This window comes from Pseudotabrizicola sp. 4114 (assembly GCF_031457365.1).
In the GTDB taxonomy this organism is placed as follows: Bacteria; Pseudomonadota; Alphaproteobacteria; order Rhodobacterales; family Rhodobacteraceae; genus Pseudotabrizicola.
In genome coordinates this window covers 1-23,216 of sequence record NZ_JAVDWP010000022.1, presented here as the reverse complement: position 1 = coordinate 23,216, position 23,216 = coordinate 1, and the positions used below count along the sequence as shown (strand labels likewise).

General features: G+C 63.8%; 19 protein-coding genes. 11 read left to right on the top strand and 8 right to left on the bottom strand.

Features of this window, described 5'->3' with window-relative positions:
- Positions 1–111: 111 nt before the first annotated feature.
- From J2X53_RS21505 to J2X53_RS21475, 7 genes are all read right to left on the bottom strand, one after another.
- Positions 112–1,836 carry an ABC transporter substrate-binding protein gene (locus J2X53_RS21505; protein ID WP_349039546.1) on the bottom strand — a complete coding sequence of 575 codons (1,725 nt, stop codon included), beginning with the start codon at positions 1,834–1,836 and terminating at the stop codon, positions 112–114.
- Between the two features lie 95 nt (positions 1,837–1,931).
- Positions 1,932–2,345: a DUF2160 domain-containing protein gene (locus J2X53_RS21500; protein ID WP_349039545.1), complete on the bottom strand. Its 414-nt coding sequence runs from the start codon at positions 2,343–2,345 to the stop codon at positions 1,932–1,934.
- Entirely contained in the window at positions 2,345–3,184 is an 840-nt protein-coding gene (locus J2X53_RS21495) for a carbohydrate ABC transporter permease (RefSeq protein ID WP_349039547.1), read from the bottom strand. The genes J2X53_RS21500 and J2X53_RS21495 overlap by 1 nt, the downstream gene beginning before the upstream one ends.
- A gap of 20 nt (positions 3,185–3,204) precedes the next feature.
- Positions 3,205–4,077 (bottom strand): sugar ABC transporter permease, encoded by an 873-nt coding sequence (locus J2X53_RS21490; RefSeq protein WP_349039544.1) that lies wholly within the window; start codon positions 4,075–4,077, stop codon positions 3,205–3,207.
- Positions 4,077–5,159: an ABC transporter ATP-binding protein gene (locus J2X53_RS21485; protein WP_349039543.1), complete on the bottom strand. Its 1,083-nt coding sequence runs from the start codon at positions 5,157–5,159 to the stop codon at positions 4,077–4,079. The genes J2X53_RS21490 and J2X53_RS21485 overlap by 1 nt, the downstream gene beginning before the upstream one ends.
- Positions 5,160–5,170: 11 nt before the next feature.
- A complete protein-coding gene (locus J2X53_RS21480) occupies positions 5,171–6,256 on the bottom strand; it encodes an ABC transporter ATP-binding protein (RefSeq protein WP_349039542.1) in 1,086 nt (361 codons plus the stop codon).
- On the bottom strand, positions 6,249–7,769 hold the full coding sequence (locus J2X53_RS21475) for an FGGY-family carbohydrate kinase (RefSeq protein WP_349039541.1): 1,521 nt from the start codon (positions 7,767–7,769) through the stop codon (positions 6,249–6,251). Before J2X53_RS21475 ends, J2X53_RS21480 begins: the two co-directional genes overlap by 8 nt.
- Positions 7,770–8,043: 274 nt before the next feature.
- Between J2X53_RS21475 and J2X53_RS21470 the strand changes: the two genes are divergently transcribed.
- Positions 8,044–9,738: a glycerol-3-phosphate dehydrogenase/oxidase gene (locus J2X53_RS21470; protein WP_349039540.1), complete on the top strand. Its 1,695-nt coding sequence runs from the start codon at positions 8,044–8,046 to the stop codon at positions 9,736–9,738.
- A 36-nt stretch (positions 9,739–9,774) separates the two neighbouring features.
- Positions 9,775–10,554 carry a GntR family transcriptional regulator gene (locus J2X53_RS21465; RefSeq protein WP_349039539.1) on the top strand — a complete coding sequence of 260 codons (780 nt, stop codon included), beginning with the start codon at positions 9,775–9,777 and terminating at the stop codon, positions 10,552–10,554.
- A 6-nt stretch (positions 10,555–10,560) separates the two neighbouring features.
- Here J2X53_RS21465 and J2X53_RS21460 read toward each other — a convergent pair whose 3' ends face one another.
- A complete protein-coding gene (locus J2X53_RS21460) occupies positions 10,561–11,553 on the bottom strand; it encodes a sugar-binding transcriptional regulator (RefSeq protein ID WP_349039538.1) in 993 nt (330 codons plus the stop codon).
- Positions 11,554–11,713: 160 nt separating this feature from the next.
- Between J2X53_RS21460 and J2X53_RS21455 the strand changes: the two genes are divergently transcribed.
- From J2X53_RS21455 to J2X53_RS21415, 9 genes are all read left to right on the top strand, one after another.
- Positions 11,714–13,054 carry a sn-glycerol-1-phosphate dehydrogenase gene (locus J2X53_RS21455; RefSeq protein ID WP_349039537.1) on the top strand — a complete coding sequence of 447 codons (1,341 nt, stop codon included), beginning with the start codon at positions 11,714–11,716 and terminating at the stop codon, positions 13,052–13,054.
- The gene (locus J2X53_RS21450) at positions 13,054–13,863 is read left to right on the top strand and encodes an HAD-IIB family hydrolase (protein ID WP_349039536.1); all 810 of its coding nucleotides are present in this window, start codon (positions 13,054–13,056) and stop codon (positions 13,861–13,863) included. Before J2X53_RS21455 ends, J2X53_RS21450 begins: the two co-directional genes overlap by 1 nt.
- Positions 13,856–15,394 carry a glycerol-3-phosphate dehydrogenase gene (gene glpD, locus J2X53_RS21445; protein ID WP_349039535.1) on the top strand — a complete coding sequence of 513 codons (1,539 nt, stop codon included), beginning with the start codon at positions 13,856–13,858 and terminating at the stop codon, positions 15,392–15,394. Before J2X53_RS21450 ends, glpD begins: the two co-directional genes overlap by 8 nt.
- Before the next feature lie 87 nt (positions 15,395–15,481).
- Complete coding sequence (gene xylB / locus J2X53_RS21440; protein WP_349039534.1) at positions 15,482–16,927, top strand: xylulokinase; 1,446 nt, start codon at positions 15,482–15,484, stop codon at positions 16,925–16,927.
- 69 nt (positions 16,928–16,996) lie between these two features.
- Complete coding sequence (locus tag J2X53_RS21435; RefSeq protein ID WP_349039533.1) at positions 16,997–18,007, top strand: sugar ABC transporter substrate-binding protein; 1,011 nt, start codon at positions 16,997–16,999, stop codon at positions 18,005–18,007.
- A gap of 69 nt (positions 18,008–18,076) precedes the next feature.
- The gene (locus J2X53_RS21430) at positions 18,077–19,591 is read left to right on the top strand and encodes a sugar ABC transporter ATP-binding protein (protein WP_349039532.1); all 1,515 of its coding nucleotides are present in this window, start codon (positions 18,077–18,079) and stop codon (positions 19,589–19,591) included.
- A complete protein-coding gene (locus J2X53_RS21425; protein ID WP_349039531.1) occupies positions 19,588–20,592 on the top strand; it encodes an ABC transporter permease in 1,005 nt (334 codons plus the stop codon). Before J2X53_RS21430 ends, J2X53_RS21425 begins: the two co-directional genes overlap by 4 nt.
- The gene (locus tag J2X53_RS21420) at positions 20,589–21,599 is read left to right on the top strand and encodes an ABC transporter permease (protein WP_349039530.1); all 1,011 of its coding nucleotides are present in this window, start codon (positions 20,589–20,591) and stop codon (positions 21,597–21,599) included. Before J2X53_RS21425 ends, J2X53_RS21420 begins: the two co-directional genes overlap by 4 nt.
- 1 nt (position 21,600) lies before the next feature.
- Positions 21,601–23,127, top strand: coding sequence for an FGGY family carbohydrate kinase (locus J2X53_RS21415; RefSeq protein WP_349039529.1), 1,527 nt, complete (start codon positions 21,601–21,603; stop codon positions 23,125–23,127).
- The last annotated feature ends 89 nt before the right edge of the window (positions 23,128–23,216 follow it).

The following is a 23,216-nucleotide window of genomic DNA, read 5'->3' as shown; positions in this document are numbered from 1 at the left end:
AGTTTCGGATGGGTCATTTCTTGCTCCTGAGACATCGTGCGGGGCCTTTTGCGCCACATAAATATGGGTTTTGACGGGGGCGGCGGCATCCGCCGCCCCCGGTGGTTCAGCTTATTGCCAAGACTTGATCAGCTCGTCGTAGCTGATGGTTTCGCCCGCAGGCTTTTCGTTTTCCAGCTTGGCCACGGGGGCGCCGGGGGCGTCGAGCCATTCTTGCGGGTCTTTGGGCTCGTTCAGTTTCGGGCCCAGATCGCCTTGGACCCCAGCGCGTTCCAGGCGTTCCAGCACCCGCTCCTGTTCTTCGCACAGCGCGTCGAGGGCGGCTTGCGGGGTTTTGGCGCCCGACATGGCGTCACCGATGTTCTGCCACCACAGTTGTGCCAGTTTCGGATAGTCCGGAATGTTGGTGCCGGTGGGCGACCATTGCAGGCGGGCGGGCGAGCGGTAGAATTCGACCAGACCGCCCAGTTTCGGCGCCCGTTCGGTGAAGCTTTCGTGCTGGATCGTCGACTCGCGGATGAAGGTCAGCCCGACATGGGATTTCTTCACATCGACGGTCTTAGAGGTCACGAACTGCGCGTAAAGCCATGCGGCCTGTGCGCGGTCTGTGGGGGTGGATTTCATCAGCGTCCACGATCCGGCATCCTGATAGCCGATCTTCTGGCCGTCCTGCCAATAGGCCCCGTGCGGACTTGGGGCCATGCGCCATTTCGGGGTGCCGTCGTCATTCATCACCGGCGTGCCGGGCTTGATCGAATCCGCGGTGAACACCGTGTACCAGAACATCTGCTGCGCAACCGCGCCCTGGGCCGGAACCGGGCCGGCCTCGGAAAAGGTCATGCCCATGGCGACGGGGGGCGAGTATTTCTGCAGCCACTCGATGGCCTTGGTCACGGCATAAACCGCCGCCGCGTCGTTGGTGGCCCCGCCCCGCGCAACACAGGACCCCACGGGACGCGAGTTTTCATCAACCCGGATGCCCCATTCGTCGACCGGCAAGCCATTGGGTTCGCCCACATCGCCCATCCCGGCCATCGACATCCACGCATCGGTGTAGCGCCAGCCGAGTGAGGGATCTTTCTTGCCATAATCCATGTTGCCATAGACGCCGGTTGCCGGGCCGCCGGCATAGGACATGTCGCGGCCGGTGAAGAATTCGGCGATGTCTTCATAGGCCGACCAGTTGACCGGAACGCCAAGGTCATAGCCGTATTTGGCCTTGAAATCGTCTTTGGTTTTCTGATCGTTGAACCAGTCGTAGCGGAACCAGTACAGGTTGGCGAACTGCTGGTCAGGCAGCTGATACAGCTTGCCATCGGGCCCGGTGGTAAAGGATTTCCCGACAAAGTCATCGATATCCAGCCCGGGGTTGGTGACCGCCGCTCCGTCGCCTTCCATCCATTCGGTCAGGTTGCGCGCCTGCTGATAGCGCCAGTGGGTGCCGATCAGGTCGGAGTCGTTGATATAGGCGTCATAGATATTCTCGCCCGACTGCATCTGCGTCTGCAGTTTCTCGACCACATCACCTTCGCCGATCAGGTCATGGGTGACCTTGATCCCGGTGATCGCCGTGAAAGCGGGGGCAAGCACTTTTGCCTCGTATTCATGGGTGGTGATGGTTTCCGACACCACCTTGATCTCCATGCCGTTGAACGGTGCGGCAGCGTCGATGAACCACTGCATTTCAGCTTCCTGGCCCGCCCGGTCCAACGCCGAAAGATCGGCGATTTCCGTGTCAAGGAACGCTTTTGCGGCGTCCATGTCGGCCCAGGCGGGGGCCGAGCCGGTGGCCATCAGCGCAAGCGCCATGGCAGTGGTCGTGTGGCGAAGTCTCATCGTGTATCCTCCCAGATGTTGAGACGTCTTTTTCGTGGTCACATCGTCTTGCCGGGGCAGGGAAGTTTCCCTGCCTGACGGCCCGTCACATGCCGTCAGACCCAGCGAAATACCGCTGCGGCATAGGCAAGGCACAGGATCAGACCGCCCCACAGGGGCGCTCCGAAGAAGAACAGCCAGCCCAGGCAAATGAAGGCCGAGCCGAGCAGCGAGATGAAAAGCCGGTCGCCGCGCGTGGTCTCGATCCGCAGGATGCCTTTGCGCGGCGTTTCAGGGTAGCGGATTGCCAGCAGGGTAAAGGTCACCAGCAGGCAGGCGATGGCCCAGAAGAACAGCGCCACCGGCAGGGTCCAGGCCATCCAGCCGCCGTGGATCATCGGCCCGAACCAGTCGATGCTGCCGTCCTTTTGCGGTGCCGCCAGAAACAGCCCGCCAAGGGCCGCCGCCATGACTGTCACCGTGCCAAGGGTGATTGCCGTCCAGTTGCTGCGGGTGTTGGTCACCGTCATCACACCCTCCCCAGGGCAAAGCCCTTGGCGATGTAGTTGCGCACGAAATAGATCACCAAAGCGCCCGGCACGATTGTCAGCACCCCGGCAGCCGCCAATGTTCCGTAATCGAGGCCCGTCGCGGAGGAGGTCCGGGTCATCGCCACGCCGATGGTCTTGACGTTCACCGAGGTCAGGGTCCGGCTGATCAGCAGATCCACCCATGAGAACATGAAGCAGAAAAACGCCGCGACGCCGATGCCCGATGCGATCAGCGGCATGAAGATCCGCAGGAAAAAGCGGGGGAAGGAATAGCCGTCGATATAGGCGGTCTCGTCGATCTCTTTCGGCACGCCGCGCATGAACCCTTCCAGGATCCAGACCGCCAGCGGCACGTTGAACAGGCAATGCGCGAGGGCCACGGCGATGTGGGTGTCGAACAGGCCGACGCTGGAATAGAGCTGAAAGAACGGCAGCGCGAAGACGGCAGGCGGGGCCATGCGGTTGGTCAGGAGCCAGAAGAACAGGTGCTTGTCGCCCATGAAGCTGTAGCGCGAGAAGGCATAGGCGGCGGGCAAAGCGACCGTGATCGAAATCACCGTGTTCAGCACCACATAGATCAACGAATGCACATAGCCCATGTACCAGGTGCTGTCGCCAAAGATGCGGGCGTAGTTCACCAGCGTCGGCGTCTGTGGCAACAGATGGACCGTGCCCATGATCTCGGTATTGGTCTTGAAGCTCATGTTGACCAGCCAGTAAATCGGCACCAGCAGGAACAGCAGAAAGCCAATCAGCAGCAGGCGGGCGGCGATCAGGCGCAGTGTGGGATATTCCCGGAACGCGCGCGATTGCGGCATTGTGGGGGCGGGGGCGTGCATCAGCGGGCCTCCTCTTTGTCAAGGTGGGTCATCACGGTGTAGAACACCCAGCTGACCAGCAGGATCACGAGGAAATACATGAGCGAGAAGGCGGCGGCGGGGCCCAGGTCGAACTGGCCGATGGCCATCTTGACCAGATCAATCGACAGGAAGGTGGTGGCTGATCCGGGGCCGCCGCCGGTGACGACAAAAGGCTCGGTGTAGATCATGAAACTGTCCATGAAGCGCAGCAGCACGGCGATCAGCAGCACACCCTTCATCTTGGGCAGTTCGATATAGCGGAACACGGCCCAGCGGCTGGCCTGATCGATGCGACCGGCCTGATAATAGGCCTCGGGGATGGATTGCAGCCCGGCAAAGGCCAGCAGCGCCACCAGCGAGGTCCAGTGCCAGACATCCATGGTTATCACGATCAGCCAGGCATCCAGGGTGTTCTGGCCGATGTTGAACTCGATCCCCATTTTGGCCAGCGTGGCGCCCAGCAGGCCAATGTCGATGCGGGCAAACACCTGCCAGATGGTGCCAACCACGTTCCACGGAATCAGGAGCGGCAGGGCCAGCAGCACAAGGCACAGGCTGGACCAGGCCCCGCGTTTGGGCAGGGTCAGGGCCACCGCGATGCCCAACGGCACCTCGATGGCCAGGATTATGGCCGAAAACAGCAGCTGCCGCCCCAGCGCCTCGTGCATCCGCGACGAGGTGACGACCTCTTCGAACCATTCCAGCCCGACCCAGTAAAAGACGTTGTCGCCAAAGGTGTCGTTGAACGCATAGTTCACCACCGTCATCAGCGGCAGCACGGCGGAAAAGGCGACCAGCAGGAACACCGGCAACACAAGAAACCATGCTTTGTTGTTCTGGGTCTTATCCATTATCTGGTCCCTTCGATGGGGGCGACCCGCCAGCTGTCGCGGTAAACGCCGATGCGGTCGGGAAGAAAGCTCACGCGGCTCATGTCGGGGCTCAGGCTTTGGCCTTCGGCCAGCATGACGTTGATCTCGGTGCCCTGAAAATCGGTGCGGATGATGCGGTGGCGGCCGACGTCTTCGATCCGGCGGATGGTGACGGGCAGGCCGGTGTCGGCCGACAGCGCCGCAAATTCGGGGCGGCAGCCGATCTGGACGCGGCCGGGCTGCGCGGCATAGCTGTGCCCCAGATCAAGGACATGCCCGCCCACGCGGGCCGATAGTCCGCTCACCTCGGCGTCGAGCAGGTTCATGCCGGGGCTGCCGATGAAATAGCCGACAAAGGTATGGGCGGGGGTTTCAAACAGCTCTTGCGGTGTGCCCATCTGCACGACGCGGCCGTCATACATCACCACGACCTTGTCGGCGAAGGTCAGCGCCTCGGTCTGGTCATGGGTCACATAGATCATGGTGTGGCCAAAATCGCGGTGCAGTTGTTTGAGCTGGGTGCGCAGCTCCCATTTCATATGGGGGTCGATCACCGTCAGCGGCTCATCGAACAGGATGGCGTTGACGTCTTCGCGCACCATGCCCCGGCCAAGGCTGATCTTTTGTTTCGCATCCGCCGTCAGCCCCTGCGCCTTGCGGGTCAGCATGTGTTCCATCCCGATCATCTGCGCGATCTGCTGCACCCGGGCCTTGATGTAGCTGGCGTCCATGCCGCGATTGCGCAGCGGAAAGGCCAGATTGTCGCGCACGGTCATGGTGTCGTAGACCACGGGAAACTGAAACACCTGCGCGATGTTGCGCTGGGCAGTGGGGGCGTTGGTGACATCGGTGTCGCCAAACAGCACCCGGCCCTGACTGGGGATGCGCAGGCCCGAGATGATGTTCAGAAGCGTGGTCTTGCCGCAGCCCGACGACCCCAGCAGCGCATAAGCCCCGCCGTCATCCCAGACATGATCCATTTCCTTCAGCGCGAAATCCTCTTCGCCGCGCGGATACGGAAAGTAGCTGTGGGCCAGATTTTTCAGGGTGATCTTTGCCATCAGCTTCTCCGTTAGGCTGCAAGGGCACGCGAGGCCATGGCGGCCAGCTGCCCCCTGACGTCGAACAGATAAATGTGGCCGGGATCGAGGAAGACATCGACCGGCGTGCCCGGCTGCAGATCATGGACGCCGTGCACCAGCCCAACCCATCTGTCGGTCCCGTGGTGCAGGTGAAGAAAAGTTTCTGACCCGGTGATCTCGGTCACGCCCAGCGTACAGGGGAAGCGGACCGCTTGTCCGGAGTGGCTGTTCAGATGCAGATGGTTGGCGCGAAATCCGGCGGTGTATTCGCCATCTGGCAAGGCCGCGAACGGCCCCTCTGCCGGGGCGCTGACGCCGTCGCCAAACCTCAGCCGGGGGCCCGACTTCTGGCACGGCACCAGATTCATCGGCGGATTGGAAAACACCCGGGCTGTCGTCATGTCGGCGGGTTGGCGGTAAACCTGAGGCGTCGGGCCGAATTGTGTCACCCGGCCTTCGTGCAGCGCGGCGGTATTGCCGCCCAGCAGCAATGCCTCTTCCGGCTCCGTGGTCGCGTAGACGAAGATCGCGCCGGACGCCTCGAATATCCTTGGGATTTCCACCCGCAGCTCTTCGCGCAGTTTGTAATCGAGGTTGGCCAGCGGCTCGTCGAGCAGCACCAGCCCGGCACCTTTGACCAGCGCCCGCGCCAGCGCGCAGCGCTGCTGCTGGCCGCCCGACAGCTCCAGCGGTTTGCGATCCAGCATCGGGGTCAGGCGCATCATCTCTGCCGTGTCGCGCACGGCTTTGTCGATGGCTATCGCCTCCTGCCCCATAATCCGCAAAGGCGAGGCGATGTTGTCATAGACCGACATGCCGGGGTAGTTGATGAACTGCTGGTAAACCATCGCGACCTTGCGCTCCTGCACCCGCATGCCGGTGACATCGGTGCCGTTCCACGCAATCTGCCCGGTCGTCGGCACATCCAGACCCGCCATCACCCGCATCAGGCTGGTCTTGCCGGCCAGCGTCGGGCCGAGCAGCACGTTCATCGTGCCCTTTTGCAGCGTCAACGTGGTGGGATAGATGTAGGTGTGGCCGGATTTGACCAGCGACACGTTCTGCAATTCAAGCATGCTGCCCCCCCTGTGCCCAGGCCCCGGCCAGCGCTTGTGTGACGGCGACATAGCGCGGGTATTTGGCCTGATGTGCCGATGCCCGTTGCGGGGCAGGCTCATGGCGACGGCCGACCCGGCTCATGGCCGTGATGGCCGCCGCCAGCGACGGGTGTGCGCCCACGCCTGCCGCAGCACAGATCGCGACGCCAAGCGCGCCCAGTTCCGATGCCGCAGGCACCTCGACCGGCAGGCCGAGAATATCGGCAAACATGTCAGACCAGACCGCACTGCGCGATGCCCCGCCCGCAAGGCGGATGACCGACGGCGTCGCGGCATCCGGGCCGGTCAGAAGGCGGTCGATGTCGATTTTGTGGGCAAAGACAATGCCCTCGAACACCGACAGCATCACATCGTCAAAGCTGTAATCAGCGGTCAGCCCCAGTATTCCGGCTGGTGCGCCGCTGGGGCCACCGTAGAGGAACGGGAAGAACAGCGCATCGCGTGGCTGCCCTGACTTGCGGTGCACGGCGGCGTTCACAACGTCGTAAAGCGTGCCCTGCTGATCGGCCGGCAGTGTGCCACCATGGGCCAGAACGGTTTTGACCAGCCATTCCAGATTGCTTGCCGAAGTTGCCGCCCCTTCGGTTGCCAGATAGCCGCCCAAGGGAAACGGGCTTTGCAGGAACGGTTGCACGGATTGGCGCGGCGTGGCGTGCAGGGTGGAATTGATGCTGAACGTGCCTGCCACCACGCTCATCTGACTGGCCTGAGTGACACCAGAGGCCATCGCCGCCGCCGTGACATCAACCGCGCCGCGCACCACGGGCGTGCCCTGCAGCAGCCCGGTCTGCGCCGCGGCGCGCGCGCAGACGTGGCCCACCACCTGATCTGACGGTCCGATCTCGGGCAGTTTGCTGATCCAGTCGTCCAGCCCCAGCAGATGCAGCGCATCCGTGGCATAGACACCGCGCGTCACATCGATCAGCCCGCCGATGCCTGCGTCGGTGGGATCGGTGGACATGTCGCCGCAAAGCCGGGCCCGCAGGAAATCCTTGCAGAACGAGATGCGGTGGGTGCGCTCCAGAACCCCGCGTTCATGACGCAGCAGCCACGCCAGCAGCACAAGGCTTTGCCCCGGCCAGACCCGTTGCTGGATCAGCGGTTCGACCTGATCCACCAGCCCGGCAGCCTGCCATTCGGCCACCAGAGATGCCGCGCGGCTGTCGGTTGAAACGATCCCTGGCCGCACCGGATTGCCGTCACGGTCCAGAAGATACAGCCCGCTGCCGTATCCGGCGACGGACACCGCCGCCACATCACCGGGTGTCCGGCCCGATATCGACAGCACTTCGCGCACGGCCTCGCTTGCGGCGGTCCACATGGCATCCGCGTCCCGCTCGGTCCAGCCTGGATGCGGAAACCGCATCACGTTTTTCCGCCGCGCACAGGCAAGCTCGTGTCCCGAAAGATCAAACAGCGCAGCTTTGGTCATGGTGCCGCCGGCATCTATGCCGATCACACAATTTCCCATTCATTCCCCCCTGTCAGGACCGTCGGGCTCCTCTTCCCTTCGATCCAAACTTGTTATTATGAGTTCAAGCTAGAGAAGTTTCAAAACCTGTCAAGTGACATCTCCCGGAGTGTCCTATTGACATAAATTCATAAATATTAAGAACTTACAGTGATTCCGTATGAGGGACCAATCTGGGTGCCGACTAAGGTCTCATAACTTGTAATAATAAGTTGCCACTCTCAATTGCGCCGGTACACTGACCGTCGCAGATGTCGGGTGAGGAGGCCCTCAAATGCACGACAGACAAACCCTGATCGACCGGCTTCGACATGGCGAAGTGCCTGACATCCTTATCATTGGTGGCGGGATCAATGGTGTGGGCGCGTATCGCGACCTTGCGGCTCAGGGGATTCCGGCCCTGCTGGTCGATGCCGAAGACTTTGCGTCCGGCACCAGCGCCGCGCCCTCCCGGCTGATCCACGGCGGCCTGCGTTATCTGGAAACCGGCGAGGCGGCACTGGTGCGCGAATCGTTGACCGAACGCAACCTTCTGCTCCGGAACGCCGCGCATCTGGTGCATCCGCAGAAATGCTGGGTGCCGCTGCGCAGTCTGATGGGGGGGGCGGTCTCGACCGTTGCCCGGTTCCTGAGACTGACCCGCACCCCGGGGCCAAAGGGTGCCGTTCCGGTCAAGATCGGGTTGATGCTGTATGACGTGTTCGGCCGGGCGCATCAGACGATGCCGGATCACCGGATGTTCTCGGCACGTGAAGCATGCCGTCAGGTGCCACCGCTTGCCACCGATCTGCGCGCCGTGGCGCAGTATTACGACGCCAGAATCACCCATCCGGAACGGCTGGTGATGGAACTGGTGGCAGATGCCGAAGCGGATTGTCCGGGTTCTATGGCCTTGCCCTACGTCGCCGCCGGCAAGCAGACGGCGGGACGGATCACGCTGCACGACCGGCTGACCGGCGAGGTTTTTGAGGTGCAGCCAAGGCTGGTGGTCAATGCCTCGGGCGCCTGGGTCGACAGCGTGCAGCAGGATCTGGGGATCAAAAGACGGGTGATCGGAGGCACGCGCGGATCACATCTGGTGGTGCGGGATGCGCAGCTTGCCGGTGATCTGGGTGACCGGATGCTGTATTTCGAAACTGACGATCACCGGGCCTGTCTGATCTATCGGCTGGAGGGTGACCGGCTGCTGGTGGGCACCACCGACATTCGCAGTGATGACCCGAATGACAAGGACTGCACCGAAGCCGAGATCGACTACATCTTCGATGTGCTGCGCCCGATCCTGCCCGGGGTGCGCCTGACCCGCGCGCAGATTGTGTTTGCCTTCGCCGGGGTACGCCCGCTGCCGCTGAGCCAGGATGGCGCGACCGGCGCGATCAGCCGTGATCATCGGCTGGATGTCCATGACCCTGTGCCGGAACGTCCCTTTCCATTGATCACCCTGGTCGGGGGGAAGTGGACAACCTATCGCGTCTGTGGCGAACAGATCGCGGATGCGGTGATGGCACGTCTGGGCAAAACCCGCCTGCGCAGCACCGCATCCCTTGCCATCGGCGGGGCGACAAATCTGCCGGGTGATGCGGCGGGCAGAGCGGCCTGGCTGCAAGGCCTGGCGGAGCACAGCGGGTTGACACCAGAGCGTTGTGCCATATTGGCAGGGCGTTATGGCAGCCACGCAGCGGTGGTGGCCGCACAGGAGGCCCAAAGCACAGACCGATATCAGGCGGTTTCCGGCTACACCCCGGCCGAGATCGGCCTGATCTGCCGCAGGGAAAGGGTCACCCGGTTGACCGATATCCTGCTGCGTCGCACATTGATGGGGCTTGAAGGGGCGGTCACGTTGCAGGGTCTGGATGAGCTGGGACAGACCGCCGCCGACCAGCTTGGGTGGGACGATCAGAGGAAAGCCGACGAGATAGCTCAGGCGCTGGCGCTCTTGCGCGGCCGGCACCGGATGATTATTCCGTAGAATCAGCGCCTGACCGGGGGAAGGAACACAAGCCGATTGTCCGATAGTCTGTCCAGAGAATTTGTTGACCGCCTGCATCCGACCAACCGGGCCGTTTCGGCCCCGTTGTGGTCGCAGGTCAAGGCAGCCCTGACGCGGTTGATCCGGGATGAAGGGTTGCAAGAGCACACCAGACTTCCCTCTGAAGCCGAGATGTGCGCCCGTTTTGATGTCTCGCGCACCGTGGTGCGCGACGCGATGGCGCAGATGGTGAATGAGCGCCTGATTTACAAGCTGCAGGGGAAGGGGGCCTTTGTGGCCGGGCGGCGGGAAGAGCAGGATTTCGTCGGCACGACGGTCGGCTTTTCCGGCGAACTCGCCGACAAGCGCAAGGAAGTGTCGCGACGTATTCTGCGGCAAGAGGTCAGCCTGCCCTCGGCCCGCATGGCAAAGCTGATGCGGACAGACGAGAGCACGCCGATTGTGCGGGTAGACCGGGTGCTGTCGGTCGATGGCAACCCGCGCATGATCGTCCGCTGGGCGATGCTGGAATCGGTGGTGCCGGGGCTTGAAACCGTGCCGCTGGAAAACCGTTCGCTTTACGATACGATCACGCGGCAATACGGCATCCAGCTGAACAAGGCCGAACGCTGGATCGAGGCGTCGGGCGCCTCTGCCGAGGATGCGGCCCTGCTGAAAATCGCTGTCGGATCGCCGGTACTGGGCATTGAATCCGCTGCGGCGAATGCGCAAGGTCAGGTCATAGAATATTACACCGCGCTTTATCTCACAGACCGCTCACGGCTGCATTTCACGATCTCATCGCCTTCGATGTGAGGGCCTTCAGCCGCCGTTGATTACGCCGCGGGCCGTGGTTTCGTCTGTCACCACGATCGACGCAATTCCCGCCCGCAACATGCCGCGGATTGCCGCAGCCTTGCCCGGCCCGCCGCCCACGCAGATCCGTTCCGGAACTGCGCGCAGGTTTTCAAGCGGCATGGTGATGTGGCGGTCGTCGAATTCGCTGCGGATGATGCGGCCGTCTTCCGCAAAGAAGTAGCCCGAGGCAAAGCCGACGGCCCCAAGCGTGCGATAGGTCTCGACCTCTGCCTGCGTCATGAAGCCACCCGTCACCAGAAGCGTCTCTCCGGTCAGTTGGGTAACGCCGAAGACCGCTTTGGAGCAGAGCTGCAACAGGGCAAAATGCTCGCGTATGGCCGGTTCGGCCATCAGGATGTCCTTGACATGCGCCGATGACACCACCCCCGGCGCGTGAAGATTGACACAGCGCGCCAGAAGCCGTGCCGCAAGGTTAGAGGTGCACAGCACAGGTGAGAAATCAAAGGTCGCCGCCGAACTGCCGGTGATCTGGGCAATCGTCAGGTGGGGCTGGTTTACGCTGTTGAGGTGCTGCGACAACGCCAGCACCGTGCGCCCCCATGCAACGCCGATGATGTCATCGCTGCGCAATCGGCTCTCCAGCACCCGCGCACCCAGATGGCCGATCTGCCGGTGGAGCGGGCCGGCATCCTTGCGTTCCGGCAGGAGGAAGCATTCGTCGATGCCATAGATGTCGCACAGCTGTCGCGACAGATCGGCCCGCGCGATCCGGCTCGGGTCAATCGAGATGTTCACCACCCCCTCATCACGGGCCTTTTGCAGCAGGTTGAACACAGACGCACGCGAAATGCCGAGTTGATCGGCGATCTGATCCTGCTTCTGCCCCTGTTCATAATACAGCCAGGCGGCCCAGAACACTTCGTCCATTCCAAAGGGCGCGGGAATCGGGCGGCGGGATTTCGGGTCGGTGCTTTCGGGCGGATCTTTGCGGGCCATACAGCGGGTCCTTGGTCTGGGCAGTGCCAGCATCCAGCGAAACCAAAGGAAGTTCAAGCGTATTGGCAAAAGGTAGGGGGTGTTGAAAAATGCTATTGACGTATGCCAATAGGCTCTGGCATCTTTCATTCAAGCTGGGGAAATGAGTTGGGAGGCTCGGATGACCTTGATGCAAACGGCACCCGACACGGTCTCGGGGCGCTGGAACGCCCTGATCCGGGATGTGACGGCCGGTCGGTGGCATTCCCCTGACACCGGCGCGCGGGTCACGGTTCCGTTCGGGCACATCGACATCGGCGACGGGATGGCCGCCAACGCCCGCGACGCGTTGGAACAGGTCATGCCAGCCGAGAGCTATGCGGTGGTCTGCGACGCCGCGACCGCTGATGTGATGGGGGCCGAGATTGCCCGCCGTCTGGGTGCAAAGGCGCGGCTTGTGGTGCTGGATCACCCGCACGCCGATGAAGATCAGGTCCGCGCGCTTCAGGCTGAAACGAAAGCTCAGGCGGCTTTGGTTGCGGTCGGATCGGGCACGATCAACGACCTGTGCAAGTTCGCCACCTACAAGGACGGACGCAGCTACAGCGTTTATGCCACGGCGCCGTCGATGAACGGCTATACCTCTTCAACCGCCTCGATCACCCTCGGGTCGGGGCTGAAGACCACGCAACAGGCCCATGCGGCCAAGGGTGTGTTCATCGATATCTCGGTGTCGGCTGCGGCCCCGCAATATCTGATCGGGGCCGGGCTGGGTGACAGTCTGTGCCGACCCACGGCGCAGGTGGACTGGTATTTTTCGCATGTGCTTCTGGGTACCCGTTATGCCACCGCGCCCTACCGGCTGCAGGATGCGGACGAGGCGGCCGTTCTGGCGCGCAGTGCCGGGTTGGGGCGCGGGGATCACGACGCCATCGGCTATCTGCAACGGCTGCTGACGCTGGGCGGGCTGGGCATCGCAGCGGTGGGGATGAGCCATCCCGGTTCGATGGGCGAGCACCAGATTTCGCATTGGATCGACAGTTTCGCCGGTGACCGCCATCCCGGCACGGTGCATGGCCAGCAGGTCGGCGTGGCCTCGATCACCATGGCGCGGCTGCAAGAGCATATCCTTGGCATGGAGGAGGCCCCGCGCATCACCGGCTGGCGGCCGGATGAGGCGGCGATCCGCGCCCGCTATCCGGCGGCTGCGGTTCAGGATTGCCTGACCGCCAGCCGGGTCAAGGCGATGACGCCGGATCAGGCGGCGGCCTTCAACGACCGGCTGGCCGCTGTCTGGCCAGAGCTGCGCCAGACCCTGCGCGCCATGATGCTGCCCTCGGCTGAAATGGCCGCGCATCTGCGGGCCGCCGGCGGGGGGACCACACCCGAAGAGATCGGGATGGACCGCGGGCTTTACATCGACGCCCTGCGCCATTGCCGCGAGATGCGCGACCGTTTTTCTCTGCTCGATCTGGCGGCAGACATGGGCATTCTGGACGATTTCATCGAGGAGATACTGTGATGCGCCCATTGCAGGAACTGGATCTGGACAGGCTGTCGCGCTGCGCAGTCGTCTTTACCGACATCGACGACACCCTGACCACCGATGGTCAGTTGCCCGCCGCCGCTTATGCTGCGCTGGAACGGCTGGCGCAGGCCGGGCTGAAGGTGGTGCCGATCACTGGCCGTCCCGCCGGATGGTGCGACATGATTGCCCGGCTGTGGCCGGTGGCCGGTATCGTCGGCGAAAACGGCGCGCTCTATTTCAGCTATGACCGCGCGGCACGGGTCATGCGTCAAAAGTTCTTTGCCAGTGCCACCGAGCGCCGCGCCAACCGCGCCAAGCTGGATGCGCTGCGCGACCGGATCCTGGCCGAGGTGCCCGGCGCGGGCATCGCCTCTGACCAGCTTTATCGTGAGGCCGATCTGGCCATCGACTTTTGCGAAGACGTGCCGCCGCTGCCGGATGATCAGGTGCAGCGCATTCTGGATCTGTTTGCCGAGGCCGGGGCAGTCGCCAAACTGTCGTCCATCCACGTCAACGGCTGGTTCGGGGATTATGACAAGCTGTCGATGACGCGGCTTTTTGCCAGCGATGTTCTGGGGCTTGATATCGACGCGGCGCGCGACCGGGTGGTGTTTGTCGGCGACAGTCCGAATGACGGGCCAATGTTCAGGTTCTTTCCGCTGTCGTGCGGTGTGGCCAATGTGCGGGAGTTCACGCCGGGCAGCTTTGCGCCGCCAGCCTTTGTCGCCCCTTCGGTCGGCGGGGCCGGGTTTGTCGAGGTCGCCGACCGCATCCTTGCCGCGCGTGAGCTGGCCAATGTCTGAGCGGGCACCCGATCTGACGGTTGATCTGGCCATCATCGGTGGCGGCATCAACGGCTGTGGCATCGCCCGCGACGCGGTGGGGAGGGGCTATTCGGTCTGGCTGTGCGAACAGGGCGACCTTGGCGGTGCCACGTCTTCATCCTCGACCAAGCTTTTGCACGGGGGCTTGCGCTATCTGGAGCACTACGAATTCCGGCTGGTGCGCGAGGCCCTGATCGAGCGCGAGGTGCTGTGGGGGATCGCGCCGCAGATTGTGCGTCCGCTGCGGTTCATCCTGCCGCACCGCAAGGGCATGCGGCCAGCCTGGATGCTGCGGCTGGGTCTGTTCCTTTATGATCATCTGGGCGGGCGCAAACTGCTGCCGGGAACGTCGCGGGTCAATCTGGCGCACGGGCCATACGGCGAGGGGCTCAACGCTGACCTGCGGTCAGGGTTCGAGTATTCTGACTGCTGGGTCGAAGACAACCGGCTGACCATCCTGAACGCGCAGGACGCCGTGGAGCGTGGGGCCGACATCCGCGTGCGTACCCGTTGCACCGCAGCACAGCCGCTGCCCGGCGGCGGCTGGCGCGTGGTGGCACGGGATCTGGAAACCGGGCAGGAAGAGGTGATCCACGCCCGCATGGTGATCAACGCCGGGGGGCCATGGGCCAATGCGGTGGCGCGCGATCTGTTGCGCCGCCCGCCCAAAGGCTCGGTCCGGCAGGTGCAGGGATCGCATATCGTGGTGCCGCGTCTTTATGCGCATGACCGTTGCTTTATCTTTCAGAACAGCGATGGCCGGATCGTCTTTACCATTCCCTACGAAGACCGCTACACCCTGATCGGCACCACCGACCGCGATTATCCCGGTGATCCGGCCTCGGTTTCGGCTTCGGACGCAGAAATCGCCTATCTCTGTGCGCTGGTCGGGCAATATTTCAAACGGTCGATCACGCCCAAGGATGTGGTCTGGAGCTATTCCGGCGTCCGCCCGCTGTATGATGATGGCAGCAGTGAAGCGCAGAAGGCCACGCGCGACTATGTTCTGGAACTGGATCAGTCACAGAATGCGCCAGTGCTGTCGGTGTTTGGCGGGAAGATCACCACCTTTCGGCGACTGGCAGAATCCGCGCTGGAGCGGATCGAGGCAACACTTGGCCACGCGCAGGGGGAACCCGCAGGCTGGACCGGGCGACAGCCGCTGCCGGGTGGCGATTTTGCGCCGCAGGACTTTGACCGCGAAGTGCGCAAACTGCTGTCGGATCGGGCTTTCCTGAGCGGTGCCGATGCGATCCGACTGGTCCGCTTTTACGGCACCCGCGCCACGGTGATGCTGGGCGATGCCCGCAGCAGGGCCGATCTGGGCCGCGATTTCGGGGCGGGGCTGAGCGAGCGCGAAGTCGATTACATGTGCCGCACCGAATGGGCGCGCACGGCCGAGGACATTCTGTTCCGCCGCAGCAAGCTGGGGTTGCGCCTGTCGCCCGCCCAGATCGCCGCACTGGAGGACCATCTGCAAAAGGGCGTGAGACCACGGATGACAGCATGATCAGCACCGTGGCGAGGGAGGGGAGGCCCTTGCCACGGTGACACAAGAGGCGTGCCGGTCGGCACGACACGAGGGGGAGGAAGACGCATGTTTCTTGGCATCGACCTTGGCACATCCGGGGTAAAATCCGTGATCATCGACGCAGGTCAGAGGCTTGTCGCCGAGGCGTCGTCCGGCCCGCTGGAGATCCGTCGGGCGCAGCCCGGCTGGTCAGAGCAGCACCCCGATCTGTGGTGGCACGCGGTGTGCGAAAGTCTTGATGCGCTGACCGCCAGCCATCCGGCAGCCATGGCAGAGGTTGCGGGCATCGGGCTGTCCGGCCAGATGTATGGTGCCACGGTGCTGGATGCCGCCGACCGGCCCTTGCGCCCGGCCATTTTGTGGAACGATACCCGCAGCGCGCCGGAATGCACTGAACTGGCCGCTGCGGTGCCTGATCTGCTGAACCGTGTGGGGCGCACCCCGACGCCCGGTGTCACCGCCACCAAGCTGATGTGGTTGCGCCGGCATGAGCCGGAAACCTTTGACGCCGTGCGTATGGTGCTGCTGCCAAAGGATTATATCCGTCTGCTTCTGTCAGGGGACAAGGCAAGCGATCTGGCCGATTCCAGCGGCACCATGTGGGTGGATCTGGCGGCGCGGGACTGGTCGGATGTGATGCTGAGCGCATCCGGCATGGACCGCAGCCAGATGCCCCGGCTGTGCGAGGGCACCGAGGCCACCGGCATCTTGCGCGCCGGACTGGCGCAGCGCTGGGGTATGCGGCACCGCCCGGTGATTGCGGGCGGCGGCGGCGACAATGCCTGTGGTGCCTGCGGCACTGGGGTCATCGAAGATGGCGAGGGGACGGTCTCGCTTGGCACATCTGGCGTGCTGTTCGTGGCCAATGACCGCCCGCGACCGGCAGGGGCCTTTGCCATCGAAACCCTGTGCCACGCGGTGCCCGACCGTTGGCATCAGATGTCGGTGGTGCTGTCGGCAACGTCCTGTCTGAGCTGGCTTGGCGCGCGGCTGAAGCGCAGCCCGGCGGAACTGGTGGCGCTGCTTGGCGATGATCCGCGTCCGGCCTCGGATCTGATCTTTGTGCCGTTTCTGGATGGATGCTGGTCGCCGCGCAGCGATGGCACCGTGCGCGGCGGGTTCATGGGACTGGCGCATCAGCATGACGATGCCGCCATGGCACAGGCAGTGATGCAGGGCGTCAGCTTTGCCATCCGCGACTGCGCCGGGGCATTCCGGGCCGGCGGAGGCGAGGTGCGGCGTCTGCTGGCCATCGGTGGCGGGTCAAAGTCGCGGCTCTGGGTGTCGATGCTGGCCACCAGTCTTGGGGTTGACCTTGACGTGCCCCGCAGCAGCGCATTGGGGGCCGCTTTTGGCGCGGCCCGGCTGGGCATGATTGCAGCCACAGGCACCCCCGTCCGGGATGTGCTGACCCGGCCCGAAATCGCGGTGACCGTCGGTTCGGAACCGGCGCATGCAGACAGCTATGAGCAGGCTTTTCAACGCTGGCAGGCCTTTGCCCGCCTGTGTTGACCAGGACCCGCCCGGGAGGGGCGGGGAGAGAACCGACGCTCTGTCGGCGTAACAGTGGAGGAGAACACCATGACGGAAGAGAATTTCGGCCCGAGTTTCGGACGACGCGCGTTCCTGTCGGGGGCGGCGGCCCTTGCCGCCAGTGCGGCACTCTGGCCAAAGGCAATGCAGGCGCAGGCGGCGGATCGCAGGTTTGCGGCCGCGCTGGGCTGGACCACTTACGACTCCGGCCGCCACCTGCAGGATGGTTCTACCGCCGCCGTGGCGGAACTGGGCGGCAGCCTGACGACCACCGATGCGGGTTTCGATGCCCGGGTGCAAAGCGACCAGATCGACTCGCTGGTGGCGTCTCGACCCGATGCGCTGTTCATCACACCCGCCGACGCGGTGGCGATTGCGCCCGCCGTGCAGCGCGCCATTGCTGCGGGCATCCCGGTATTCTGCGCCGACAGCGCGGTGCCCGGCAGCACCGTGACCACCACGGCCATGTCGAACAACTTCGGCATGGGGGTCCACTCCTGCGAATTCATCTGCAAGGCGATCGGCGGCAAGGGCAAGATTGCCCGCGTGATGCTGCCGCAGAACGAAAGCTGGGATCAGCGCACATTGGGAATGGAATGGGTGCTGCGCGGCTACCCCGAGGTGGAGATTGTCACCGAATGGGCTTTTGCTCTGGCGGGCAATGTCACGCCCAGACAGGCGGTGGACAATATCCTGACATCGAACCCCGACATCGATGCGGTCTGGTGCGCCTGGGACGGTGCTGCGGTCGAAGGGACGCTGGCGGCAAAGGCTGCGGGACGCGAAGACCTGATCCTGACCGGCATCGACGGCGGATCGCAGGCGTTCAACTACATCGCTTCGGATACGCCGCTGAAACTGTCGATGGCGCAGAGCTTTTACGAGATGGCCTATTCCTGCGTGTTCTACGCGCATGAATCGCTTGCCGGTCGCAACACGCCGCGCCTGATCATCACGCCGACCTATGCGGTGGTGAAAGACATGCTTCAGGGCGGCATTCCCGATGATTTTGACGTGCCCGGCCGTGGGGCGGAACTGGGCTGGGTCCGCGCGGTCTGAGCCAATGCCCGTTTGGGGGGCGTGCGGCGTTGCGCCCCCCCTTTTCGCACCAACAACAGGAATTCAGCCATGGCAGAGCCCATCCTGACGGCATCCGGCGTTTCCAAGCGGTTCGGCCCGGTTCAAGCCCTGCGCGATGTGGAGTTTCACGTCACACCCGGCGAAATCCATGCGCTTCTGGGGATCAACGGGGCGGGAAAATCGACCTTTATCAAGATCTTGTCGGGGATCATTCAGAAAGACTCCGGCCAGATCACCGTTGCCGGGCAAGAGGTACATTTCCGCAGCCCCGAAGATGCGATCCGCGCCGGTATTGCGACGGTGCAGCAACACCCCGAACTGGTCGCCGACATGACCGGGCTGGACAACATCTTTCTTGGTCGCGAAAACCCGCGGCGGGGCCTGTTGTCGCGCATCAGCCAGCGCGATCTGGAACGGCGGGCCGAGGCGCTTTTGGAACGGTTTCCGGTGGATCTGGATCTTTCGCAAGAGGTCGGCCGCATGTCGGCGGTCGAGCGCGAGGCGGTGGCGATCCTTCAGGCGATCGCGGGGGAGAACACCCGCGTGCTGATTTTGGATGAACCGACATCAACCCTGACCGATATCGAGCGCGAGGATCTGTTTTCGCTGATGGGGCTGCTCAAGGCGCAGGGCATTGCGATCATCTACATCACGCATCAGCTGGAAGAGGTGTTTGCCATCGCCGACAGCTTCAGCATGTTCCGGGGCGGCACCTGCGTTGCCCGGATGACGGTCGAAGAGGCAAAGGCCGGTCAGGTCTCTTTGGCCGATCTGATGCTGGGCGAGGCGATGGGTGACATCTTTCCGCCGCGTGCCGGAACGGTGCCCGGCGAGGCGGTGCTGGAGCTGCAGGCCATTGCCCTGCACGGTGATTTTAAACCTGTCAGCCTGACCGCGCGCAAGGGCGAGATTTTGGGAATCTTCGGGCTGGTCGGGTCGGGCTGTGATGAACTGGCCAAGGCGATTTTCGGTGTCGCACCGCCGGACCGGGGGACGATCAGGCTGCGTGGCAAGGTGGTGACCTTCAAGTCTCCACGCGCGGCACTGGATGCGGGGGTGTTTCTGGTGCCCGGCGACCGGCGGACCGAAGGGCTGGTCCTGACCCGTCCGGCGCTGTTCAACGTGCCTTTGGCCAATCTGCGCCGGGCGTCTGCCGGGCGCTGGGCGCTCAAGCGACGCCGTGTGCAGAAAGATGCCCGCACGCTGACCGGGGATGTGGCGCTGCATCCGCCCAGCCTGACCACCCCGGCCAGCGGCTTTTCCGGCGGCAATCAGCAAAAGATCGTGCTGGCCAAGGGCCTGTACAGTCAGGCGGATGTCTACATTTTTGTCGAGCCGACCGTGGGCGTCGACATTGGCGCAAGGGCCAAGATCTACGCGCTGATGCGCCAGTTGTCGCGCGATGCGGCGGTGATCGTGATTTCCAGCGACTGTGACGAGGTGCATGGCGTGGCTGACCGCACCATCGCGCTGCACAAGGGGCGGCAGGTGGACCCTGCCAGCGGGGTGTTCAGCCGCGACGCGCTGTTGATGGCTGGGATCATGGGCGAGGTGGCACCATGAGCGGGTTTAAGGACATCATGCGTCAGTCGGCGCGCGGGCTGGGCTTTCTGGCACTGGTGATCGTGGTCGGGGCGGCCCTTGCATTGGCCGAGCCGCGCTTTCTCAGCCCTGCCAGTCTGAACGGCATCGCCCGGCACATGGCCGCCAACGGGCTGGCGGCGCTGGGGCTGACCTTTGTGGTCATCGTGCGCCGGTTCGATCTGTCCATTCCCGGCGTCGCGGCCTTTGCCGGCATGTCGATGGGCGCGGTGATTGCGGCTGGCGCGCCGCTTTGGGTTGCCATTGCGGCGGGCATCGCGATTGGCGCGGCCATTGGTCTGGTGTCGGGCGTGGCGATCAGTCGTTTCGGTCTGCCCGACATTGTGACCACCATCGCTGTCGGATCAATCTGCGCCGGGATGGCCTTTTTGTATACCGGAGGGCGCTCGATCTTTCAGAACTTCTTTCAGGTGGGCATTACTGATCTGAACGATGCGCGGGTTCTGGGGCTTGGCGTGTCGCTCTGGATCCTGCTCGCGATCTATGCGGTGGCGTGGTTCGTCATGCAGCGCACCCGGACCGGCGTGGCGTTCTATGCCACCGGCGAGAATCCTGTGGCGGCCCATTTCTCGGGCATCGCCACACGGCGCTATATCGCTCTGGCCTATGTGCTCTGTGCCATCTGCACAGTGCTGGCGGTGCTGCTGATCCTGGCCGAGTCGGGGAATGCCGAAACCAACAAGGGTGCCAATCTGATGATGCCCGCCTATGCCGGGGTGTTCCTGGGAGCGGCCATTCTGGGGGGAACCTCTGTTCTGGCAACTCTGGGGGGGATCTTGCTGATCACCATGCTGCTGGACGGCTTCGCGCTGATGGGCGTGCCTTATTACTACAGCGACGGGATGATCAGCCTGATCCTGCTGGCCGGGGTTTTGGCGTTTTCAGACAGCGCCCGGAACTGGCTGAACAGCTTTGCGATGGTGCGCGCCGCGCGCCACGCGGCTTCGGGAGAAAAGGGATGACGATGACACTGACCCGGACGGCCACCGCGCGCCCGCACAGCACCCGCCGACGCCTGTCGCGGCTGATCACCAACCTCTGGCTCGTTGCTGCACTGGTGCTGATGACGGTGATGATCGCCAGCCAGCGGCCGCAGCTTCTGGACCCGGGAAACATGGTGGCTATCCTGAAAAGCTTTTCCATCATGGTGATGATGATTCTGGGCCTGACCTGGGTGATTGCGGCGGGCAAGATCGACGTCAGTTTCATGCAGGTGGCCGCGCTGTCCAACATGCTGTGTGCCTGGGGCCTGTCGCAGGGTTGGGGCTGGTGGCCTGCCATCGCTGCTGGGCTGGCGGCTGGGCTGGCGGTGGGCTTGCTGAACGGTTGGCTGGTTGCGGTGATGCGTTTGCCCGCGCTGATCGTGACGATTTCCACCGCCAGTCTGTGCGCCTCGCTCGCGGCGGCTTTGGGCAAGGGGACGGTCATCCGGATCGCAACGCCCGGTCCGCTGGCCAGCCTGCTGGAGCCGCATTTCGGCGACGCGGTGCCGCTGATCATGCTGCCGGTGCTGGCGTTGGCCGCCTTGGCCTGGTTCGTGCAAGAGCGGCTGACCATGGGCCGCTACATCTATGCCATGGCGCAGAACGAGGCCGCAGTGCGCAGCGTGGGCGTGCCGGTGGTGGGGCTGACACTGGTTTTATTCGTGTTCTCCGGGGTTTGTGCGGCACTGGCCGGGATCATCCTGGCGGAAAACCTTGCCTCTGGTCAGCCGATGATCGGCGGGCCGTACCTGATCAATGGCCTGACAGTGGTTCTGCTGGGCGGGATGATGGTGCATGTGGGCAAACCCAATATCCTTGGCACTCTGACCGCGACCCTGTTCATCGGCGTTCTGTTCAGCGGGGCCGCGCTTCTGGGCCTGCCGGATTACCAGCGCCAGATCATTCAGGGTGCGCTGCTGTTGTCGGGGCTGGTGGTGGCGATGCTGGCCGCGCGGCACCATGGCGAACGTCGGAAAGGGGGCTGACATGCGGGATCTGATCATTGGGCTCGATTGCGGAACCGGCGGCGCGCGTGCGCTGGTGGCCGATTGTTCGGGCCGGGTGCTGGCGGTGGCAGTGCGCGACTACCCGACCAGCCATCCGCATCCCGGCTGGGCCACTCAATCGCCTGCCGACTGGTGGCAGGCGGCCTGCGGCGCGGTGCGAGAGACGCTGCAGCGGGGGGGCATCGCACCGGGACGGATCGCGGCGATCTGCGCCTCCGGCACCTCGTCCACCATGGTTGCGCTGGACGACCGGTTGGCCCCGCTGGGCGAGGCGATTTTGTGGATGGACAACCGCGCCTCGCCTCAGGCCCGGCGGATCGAGGCGACGGGGCACCCGGTGTTGCGCCGCAGCCGGGCCGGGGTCAGTGCCGAAACTGCGCTGCCAAAGATTTTGTGGCTGCGCGACGCGGCACCCGATGTCTACGCGCGCAGCCGCTGGTTTGTGGAAATGGCCGACTATCTGGCGCTGCGCTTGTCCGGCGAACTGACGCTGGGCCAGAACCTGACAACCAACCGCTGGTTCTTTGATCCGCGCCACGGCTGGCCCGAGGATTTTCTGGCGGCGATTGGTCTGGCAGGCATCACCGACCGCTTCCCCGCCCGGATGCCCGCGCTGGGCGAGGTGATCGGGCCGCTGCAGCAAGACGCGGCCGATGCGATGGGGCTGGACCCTGAAACGCTGGTGGTGGCGGGGGGCACCGATGCCTATGTCGCGATGGTGGGCCTGAACACCCTGCGCCCGGGCGAGACTGCGCTGATCACCGGCACTTCACACCTGATCCTGCCCGTGGTGGCCGAAGATACCGAGGTCGAAGGGCTGTTTGGCCCGCACCCCGATTGCGTGACCAGAGGCGCATTCGTGATGGAAGGCGGGCAGGTCTCGTCCGGTGCGGTGCTGCGGTGGTGGCATGATCTGCTGCATCAAGGTCAGGATGGCTATGACGCCCTGCTGGTGGCGGCGCAATCGGTGCCACCGGGGGCGAATGGTCTTGTGGTGCTGGATTTCTGGCAGGGCAACCGCAACCCGTTCACCGACTATGAACTGCAAGGCGCAATCTGGGGCCTGACGCTGAAACATGGCCGGGCCGAGATTACGCGGGCGCTGATGGAATCAGTGGCGCTGGGCACCGCAAACATCCTTGACCGGCTGACGGGCAAGGGCATTCCGGTGTCGGCGATGACATTGGCCGGCGGTGTGCTGCGGTCGCGGTTCTGGGCGCAGATGCATGCCGACGCCACCGGCACCGCGTTGCGTATCCCCGAGGTGGGGGAAGCCACGGCCTTTGGCGCGGCGATTGCCGCCGCCGTGGGGGTGGGGCTGCATCCGACACTAGAAACCGGCGCCGATGCCATGGTGCGCATCTGCGATGAGATTCACCCCGATCCCACCCGCCACGCGCAATTCCGCGCGCAGCTTGATTTTTACCTTCAGACCCATGCGGCACTTAAACCGCTGATGCACCGCATGGCTGCCCTGACACAGGGCACGGCGGCTGCTGCCGGATAGACCCGGCCACACCCCCCATTTCCACGCCGCTGCGATCCCGATGGTCGCGGACAAGTTTAATGTTGCCAGATGAAAGGACGATCCATGGC

Coding starts and splice junctions, on each gene's coding strand:
- glpD (WP_349039535.1), top strand. CDS start 13,856: ATGTCTGAGCGGGCACCCGATCTGACGGTTGATCTGGCCATCATCGGT.
- xylB (WP_349039534.1), top strand. CDS start 15,482: ATGTTTCTTGGCATCGACCTTGGCACATCCGGGGTAAAATCCGTGATC.
- J2X53_RS21480 (WP_349039542.1), bottom strand. CDS start 6,256: ATGCTTGAATTGCAGAACGTGTCGCTGGTCAAATCCGGCCACACCTAC.
- J2X53_RS21415 (WP_349039529.1), top strand. CDS start 21,601: ATGCGGGATCTGATCATTGGGCTCGATTGCGGAACCGGCGGCGCGCGT.
- J2X53_RS21495 (WP_349039547.1), bottom strand. CDS start 3,184: ATGCCGCAATCGCGCGCGTTCCGGGAATATCCCACACTGCGCCTGATC.
- J2X53_RS21420 (WP_349039530.1), top strand. CDS start 20,589: ATGACGATGACACTGACCCGGACGGCCACCGCGCGCCCGCACAGCACC.
- J2X53_RS21425 (WP_349039531.1), top strand. CDS start 19,588: ATGAGCGGGTTTAAGGACATCATGCGTCAGTCGGCGCGCGGGCTGGGC.
- J2X53_RS21460 (WP_349039538.1), bottom strand. CDS start 11,553: ATGGCCCGCAAAGATCCGCCCGAAAGCACCGACCCGAAATCCCGCCGC.
- J2X53_RS21435 (WP_349039533.1), top strand. CDS start 16,997: ATGACGGAAGAGAATTTCGGCCCGAGTTTCGGACGACGCGCGTTCCTG.
- J2X53_RS21450 (WP_349039536.1), top strand. CDS start 13,054: ATGCGCCCATTGCAGGAACTGGATCTGGACAGGCTGTCGCGCTGCGCA.
- J2X53_RS21490 (WP_349039544.1), bottom strand. CDS start 4,077: ATGGATAAGACCCAGAACAACAAAGCATGGTTTCTTGTGTTGCCGGTG.
- J2X53_RS21485 (WP_349039543.1), bottom strand. CDS start 5,159: ATGGCAAAGATCACCCTGAAAAATCTGGCCCACAGCTACTTTCCGTAT.
- J2X53_RS21500 (WP_349039545.1), bottom strand. CDS start 2,345: ATGACGGTGACCAACACCCGCAGCAACTGGACGGCAATCACCCTTGGC.
- J2X53_RS21430 (WP_349039532.1), top strand. CDS start 18,077: ATGGCAGAGCCCATCCTGACGGCATCCGGCGTTTCCAAGCGGTTCGGC.
- J2X53_RS21470 (WP_349039540.1), top strand. CDS start 8,044: ATGCACGACAGACAAACCCTGATCGACCGGCTTCGACATGGCGAAGTG.
- J2X53_RS21505 (WP_349039546.1), bottom strand. CDS start 1,836: ATGAGACTTCGCCACACGACCACTGCCATGGCGCTTGCGCTGATGGCC.
- J2X53_RS21475 (WP_349039541.1), bottom strand. CDS start 7,769: ATGGGAAATTGTGTGATCGGCATAGATGCCGGCGGCACCATGACCAAA.
- J2X53_RS21455 (WP_349039537.1), top strand. CDS start 11,714: ATGACCTTGATGCAAACGGCACCCGACACGGTCTCGGGGCGCTGGAAC.